This window comes from Pseudoalteromonas ulvae UL12 (genome assembly GCF_014925405.1).
Taxonomy (GTDB): domain Bacteria; phylum Pseudomonadota; class Gammaproteobacteria; order Enterobacterales; family Alteromonadaceae; genus Pseudoalteromonas; species Pseudoalteromonas ulvae.
On record NZ_AQHJ01000026.1, the window covers coordinates 153,584 to 160,009 of the forward strand.

Sequence of the window (6,426 nt, forward strand, 5' to 3'; positions counted from 1 at the left end):
AAACGTCTCCTCTGGAGACGTTTTCTTATTGAATTTCACCCAGCTTAAAAATCACTGACTCACCAGGTGCCATTTGATGCCATTGCTCATCGTTCGTAAGCGGACGAGTGGCGATTACGGTGACAATGTCATTGGGAGTCGTTTCTTTTTGAAAGTCGACAATCAAATCAGCATCAATTAACGTCGCTTTTCCAAACGGCGCTCGACGAGTGATCCAATGCAAGTTATTCGTACAATATGCTAAAACATACACGCCATCGGTTAATAACATATTAAACACCCCTTTTTCTCTGAGTGTATGGGCTAACTTAGCGATATATCGAAAAACCGTCAGCATGCTGTTTGGTTTATTTGGGTATTTTTCTCGCACTTTATCAAGCAACCAACAAAACGCAAGTTCAGAGTCTGTGTTGCCAACCGGCCGATAAAACTCGGGTTTTAAGTCTTGATAGTTAGAAAGTTGGCCATTATGAGCATAGGTTATTTCTTTACCCCATAACTCTCGTGTAAAGGGATGAGTGTTCTCAAGACACGTACGCCCTCGATTGCCTTGACGAATGTGACTGATCACAGAGCAGCTTTTGATTGGGTAGGCCCTGACTAACTTGGCTATTTCTGACTCACAACTGGGTAGTGGGTCTTTAAAAGTACGACAGCCTTTGCCTTCATAAAAAGTAATCCCCCAGCCATCACGATGCGGGCCTGTATTACCGCCACGCTCTAATAAGCCAGAAAAACTGAAACATATATCTGTCGGCACATTTGCAGACATGCCAAGTAACTCACACATAAAACAAAACTCATACAACTCGAACTTATTGGCAGTTTACTCAAGCCATTAAAAATAGCAATTTCAGCACTATGAATTATTATAAATTTCACTACTTGCAACCAATTTCACAACACGCTACTCTTACACAGTAGTGGTCAGACCTCTAATAAGGAAAATAAACATGACAATTATCTTGGTAGCCAGCTTGCTAACATTTTTAGCAATCGCCAGTTATCACCGTGCAAACTGGCATACTTGTGTAGGTATAAGTATCGCGTTTATGTTGATAGGCAGTATCCTCGGTGCATTTTCAACGTTCAGTTGGTTGATATTTTTGGCAATTGTACTTCCGCTGTCTGTAACAAGTTTACGCCAGCAATACATTATAAAACCTATTTTTGCGGCATTTAAAAAAGTGACGCCAACCATGAGTGAAACAGAAAAATCTGCTATCGATGCCGGAACAACTTGGTGGGAAGCGGATTTATTTTGTGGTGATCCTGATTGGAATAAACTCCACAAATACCCAGTTCCTCGTTTGAACACTGAAGAGCAAGCGTTTATGGATGGTCCAGTTGAGACTGTGTGTAGCATGCTCGATGACTGGGAAGCGACTCATGAACTAACCGATTTACCACAAGATGTTTGGCAATATTTAAAAGACAATAAGTTTTTTGCCATGATCATCAAAAAAGAATACGGTGGTCTTGAGTTTTCAGCATTTGCACAATCATGTGTGTTACAAAAGCTGACCAGTAAATCAACCCTACTTTCATCAATCGTCGGTGTTCCTAACTCGTTAGGTCCAGGTGAGCTATTACAGCACTATGGAACGAAAGAGCAAAAAGATCATTACTTACCTCGCTTAGCCAGTGGACTAGAAATCCCTTGTTTTGCCCTTACCTCTCCTGAAGCAGGCTCTGACGCGAGTAGCATTCCTGACTATGGTGTGGTCTGCAAAGGAATGTGGCAAGGTGAAGAAGTACTCGGTTTGAATTTAACATGGAACAAGCGTTATATCACCCTTGCTCCTGTTGCGACAGTACTAGGCTTAGCGTTTAAACTGCGCGACCCTGATGGCTTGCTTGGAAACAATAAAGAGCCTGGGATCACGTGCGCCCTTATCCCTACGGATACGCCTGGAGTTGAGATTGGCCGTCGTCACTTCCCACTCAATGTGCCATTTCAAAATGGTCCAACCAAAGGTGAGAATGTATTTGTGCCTATCGACTACATCATTGGTGGTCCAAAAATGGCCGGCCAAGGTTGGAGAATGTTGGTTGAATGTCTTTCTGTTGGTCGTGCGATCACTCTGCCATCTAATTCAGCCGGTGGTGTAAAAGCAATTGCACTAGCGAGTGGCTCGTATAGTCGTATTCGTCGCCAGTTCCGTTTACCGATTGGCCAAATGGAAGGTGTTGAAGAGTCTTTGGCTAAATTAGCCGGTTATGCGTATAGCTCTGATGCCGCTGTGAGCATGTCAACTGGTGCTGTCGATTTAGGTGAGAAACCTTCGGTTGTCTCTGCAATTATTAAGTATCACTTGACTGAGCAAATGCGTGATTCAACTATGCATGCTATGGACATTCATGGTGGTAAAGGGATCATGCTTGGGCCAAACAATTATCTTGGTCGCGGTTATCAAGGTGCGCCTATTGCAATTACTGTAGAAGGGGCCAATATCCTCACCCGTAACATGATCATTTATGGTCAAGGTGCAATCCGTTGCCATCCGTTTGTATTAGATGAGCTTGCATCATGTTCTATTGAAGATAAAGAAGAGGCCCTACGTGCCTTCGATACCGCATTAATGGGTCATATCGGTTACACCATCTCAAGCTTTGTCCGCACATTCTGGTTAGGATTAACCGGCGCTAAATTTGCAAAAACACCGTTTAAAGATGAAACCGCTGAGTTTTACCAAACAGCGTCTCGCTTTAGTGCTTCGTTAGCACTTATGTCAGACATTTGTATGGCGGTATTTGGTGGCTCATTAAAACGTAAAGAGCGGATATCTGCTCGTTTAGGTGATTTACTCAGTTATCTTTATTTAGTCTCAGCAACACTTAAGCGTTATAACGATGAAGGTCGCAAAAAAGAAGACTTCGCACTGGTACAGTGGAGCTGTCAAGAGCATCTCTATCACTGCCAACGCGCATTGGCGGACTTAATTAATAACATGCCTTTTGCACCGTTACGTGCATTGTTAAAGGTTATTTTATTCCCTTGGGGCCGTCCCGTTCGCAAACCAACGGATACATTAGAACATAAAGTTGCACACTTATTACAAGTTCCAAGTGCAACACGTGATCGCCTAGCCAATCATATTTATCTCACTAATGAACCGAATAACTTAATCGGACGTCAGGAACAGACACTAAAGGATATTTTAGCTGTTGAGCCTATCTTTGATAAAATCTGCTTAGCTAAAGGTCAAAAACTGCCATTCTTTGCTTTAGATAAAGTCGCAGCAATGGGTCTTGAACTAAATGTGATCAATGAAAAAGAAGCTGACATGCTGATTAAGGCAGAAGTCGCTCGATTACAAGTCATTGATGTTGATGACTTTGATCCTGAAGATCTTAAAGCTGGTGCAGCACGCAGCAGTAAAAAGAGTAAAGCGGCTTAAATAAATAAGCCTCCAACCAGATATATTCCCCAAACCAGAGCGATGTGCTCTGGTTTTTTTTCTGCAAAATATAAACACATGATACTGATCCACCATAAAATGATGGCAAGATAACCCTGACCAAACACAACAAATATAGCGATAGTCAGTAAAGTACAGCCAACGACACTACTCAATAAGCGCATGCGTTTAAATGGCCAAGCTTGATTAAGTGAAAGCAAAAATAACTCGTAGTCTTTGGCTATCTTCTTGACCTCAATATGCAGTGTAAGTAATAACAGCAAGGTTAAAAAGCCAGAGAAATAACCCGCCAAATAAATCATATCAGCTCGTTCAGTCGCCAACACACACATCGCAGAAAAAATCACCAGAATACACGCCATACGCCAAAGCAATATCTGATAATGATGAAGATAAAAGCTCAGCCATAGCCGTCTTTGATCTGTGACTGAAAAGCGACTTTGCCAACTAATAGGTGGTATAAACAGACATAACAGCGTGATAAAGCACCAACTCACCATAATAGCGAATAAGCTTAATTCAGACCAATACACACTCGATATCGCAGCGAGGAAACAGAAAATCACACTTTGTTGCATCCGATACAAAGATAAAAAACCAAGTAAGAGCTGTAAAACAATAAAGAGAATAAACGGGCTGTTTTGCTTAATTTGTGCGGCGTTCATCGACAATAATACAAACAGCGAACACCAAATAAATACATGTGACAGTAGTAAATTACGTGCATCAGCGAGCCATAACCACCAAGAGTTTTGGGCTAAACTGCGTTGAAAACTACGCTGTTTTGTATTTAATAGTGCATGATTAAGCGCATAAAAATAAAGCGTTTGACCTGCCAAAAAACACCACGCCACCCATGCTTGGACGACCTCGCCTCCTTGCGCTTTAATGACTTTGCCTAAACTCATAAAAATCAGCAAAACAATGCCAGGCAGTGCACTGGCCAACAGCATAAATAAAAAGCCTAACAATTGCTTTAATTGCTGCGATAACAGACTGATTTCATATCGAAAGGCTTGGCTACGATAACGATAAAACGCGCTAAACATTATCAAGAGCCTGTAATTCAAATCCAATGCCTACAAAGGGGTCGGGTTCATGGCAAGTAATGATCACCTGACCTTTTCTCTTCGTCAGTAAGGTTAATAAAAATTGCAGGCTTGTTTCATCCAAGGCAGCACTAGGCTCATCTAACAAGGTTAAAGGGACATCACGAGCTAATGCTGTGATCAATTGTAATTTTTTTAAACTGCCCGAAGATAAATCGCCAACCTGAGTATTTAATTGAATATCAAAAGACAGCCCTGTAATAAGCGCTACAGGCCAAGGCAATTGCCAGCAGGCACACACCAGCTCTATGACTTGCTTTGCAGTCAGAAACTCAGGGAATTGAATTTTATCCGACGCCAAAGCCACCTGTTGATTTGCATTTTTTAGTTGTTGGCCAAAAAGCTCAAGACTGCCAGATTGAGCCTTAATTAGCCCTGCAATAATGGCAAATAAAGTGGTCTTCCCTCGCCCATTGGCTGCAACTAAGCATGTCCTCGTCGATGCAAGACACACAGAATAGTTTTGAAACAGGGGTTTATTATTAAAATGATGATTTAAACCTGTTATGGCTAACATAATACACCGATTAAGTTTTTCGTCATGATATCAACCAATCAACGAAACCTACACCATTTCAATAATCATTGAACACTTTCAAGCACCCAAATGAGGACATTAACTGAATAGTTACGTCATGAAATTTTAGGATTTTAGGATTTTAGGATTTTAGGATTTTAGGATTTTAGGATTTTAGGATTTTAGGATTTTAGGATTTTAGGATTTTAGGATTTTAGGATTTTAGGATTTTAGGATTTTAGGATTTTAGGATTTTAGGATTTTAGGATTTTAGGATTTTAGGATTTTAGGATTTTAGGATTTTAGGATTTTAGGATTTTAGGATTTTAGGATTTTAGGATTTTAGGATTTTAGGATTTTAGGATTTTAGGATTTTAGGATTTTAGGATTTTAGGATTTTAGGATTTTAGGATTTTAGGATTTTAGGATTTTAGGATTTTAGGATTTTAGGATTTTAGGATTTTAGGATTTTAGGATTTTAGGATTTTAGGATTTTAGGATTTTAGGATTTTAGGATTTTAGGATTTTAGGATTTTAGGATTTTAGGATTTTAGGATTTTAGGATTTTAGGATTTTAGGATTTTAGGATTTTAGGATTTTAGGATTTTAGGATTTTAGGATTTTAGGATTTTAGGATTTTAGGATTTTAGGATTTTAGGATTTTAGGATTTTAGGATTTTAGGATTTTAGGATTTTAGGATTTTAGGATTTTAGGATTTTAGGATTTTAGGATAAATCTGAGAGACTTGATAAATCAAGTGGCGGAGTGGACGGGACTCGAACCCGCGACCCCCGGCGTGACAGGCCGGTATTCTAACCAACTGAACTACCACTCCGCAGTGGTATATAACTTGATGCTTAATATCTGTTGGCGGAGTGGACGGGACTCGAACCCGCGACCCCCGGCGTGACAGGCCGGTATTCTAACCAACTGAACTACCACTCCGCAGAGATATTAATGCTATTTACTTGTTGGCGGAGTGGACGGGACTCGAACCCGCGACCCCCGGCGTGACAGGCCGGTATTCTAACCAACTGAACTACCACTCCGCTGTAAGTAAATCTGTTGAATATTGCATGTTGGCGGAGTGGACGGGACTCGAACCCGCGACCCCCGGCGTGACAGGCCGGTATTCTAACCAACTGAACTACCACTCCGCATAATGCGTTATTCAACTTATTAAATTATATTCTGTTGGCGGAGTGGACGGGACTCGAACCCGCGACCCCCGGCGTGACAGGCCGGTATTCTAACCAACTGAACTACCACTCCACAAAGGAATATAACTCAATAAAGTGCCTTTCGGCGATGTAAGTATTTGGCGGAGTGGACGGGACTCGAACCCGCGACCCCCGGCGTGACAGGCCGGTATTCTAA

The 6,426-nt window shown here is 41.3% G+C and carries 4 protein-coding genes and 5 tRNA genes; 1 reads left to right on the plus strand and 8 read right to left on the minus strand.

Annotation, left to right across the window (positions count from 1 at the left end; translation table 11 throughout):
• Positions 1 to 25: 25 nt before the first annotated feature.
• Positions 26 to 790 (minus strand): class II glutamine amidotransferase, encoded by a 765-nt coding sequence (locus PULV_RS08060; protein WP_086743586.1) that lies wholly within the window; start codon positions 788 to 790, stop codon positions 26 to 28.
• A 163-nt stretch (positions 791 to 953) separates the two neighbouring features.
• On the opposite strand from PULV_RS08060, the gene fadE reads away from it, so the two are divergent.
• Complete coding sequence (gene fadE, locus PULV_RS08065; RefSeq protein WP_193331412.1) at positions 954 to 3,401, plus strand: acyl-CoA dehydrogenase FadE; 2,448 nt, start codon at positions 954 to 956, stop codon at positions 3,399 to 3,401.
• Here fadE and PULV_RS08070 read toward each other — a convergent pair.
• The 7 genes from PULV_RS08070 to PULV_RS08100 all read right to left on the minus strand — a co-directional run bounded on the left by PULV_RS08070 (position 3,398) and on the right by PULV_RS08100 (position 6,321).
• Entirely contained in the window at positions 3,398 to 4,471 is a 1,074-nt protein-coding gene (locus PULV_RS08070) for a DUF6136 family protein (protein ID WP_193331413.1), read from the minus strand. The two genes, fadE and PULV_RS08070, sit on opposite strands and share 4 nt — an antisense overlap.
• Entirely contained in the window at positions 4,464 to 5,048 is a 585-nt protein-coding gene (locus tag PULV_RS08075) for an ABC transporter ATP-binding protein (RefSeq protein WP_086743589.1), read from the minus strand. The genes PULV_RS08070 and PULV_RS08075 overlap by 8 nt, the downstream gene beginning before the upstream one ends.
• Before the next feature lie 759 nt (positions 5,049 to 5,807).
• A tRNA-Asp gene (locus PULV_RS08080) sits at positions 5,808 to 5,884 on the minus strand.
• Positions 5,885 to 5,917: 33 nt separating this feature from the next.
• Positions 5,918 to 5,994 (minus strand) — tRNA-Asp (locus tag PULV_RS08085).
• Between the two features lie 27 nt (positions 5,995 to 6,021).
• Positions 6,022 to 6,098: transfer RNA gene (locus PULV_RS08090), tRNA-Asp, on the minus strand.
• A 31-nt stretch (positions 6,099 to 6,129) separates the two neighbouring features.
• Positions 6,130 to 6,206, minus strand: a tRNA-Asp gene (locus PULV_RS08095).
• A gap of 38 nt (positions 6,207 to 6,244) precedes the next feature.
• Positions 6,245 to 6,321: transfer RNA gene (locus PULV_RS08100), tRNA-Asp, on the minus strand.
• Between the last annotated feature and the right edge of the window lie 105 nt (positions 6,322 to 6,426).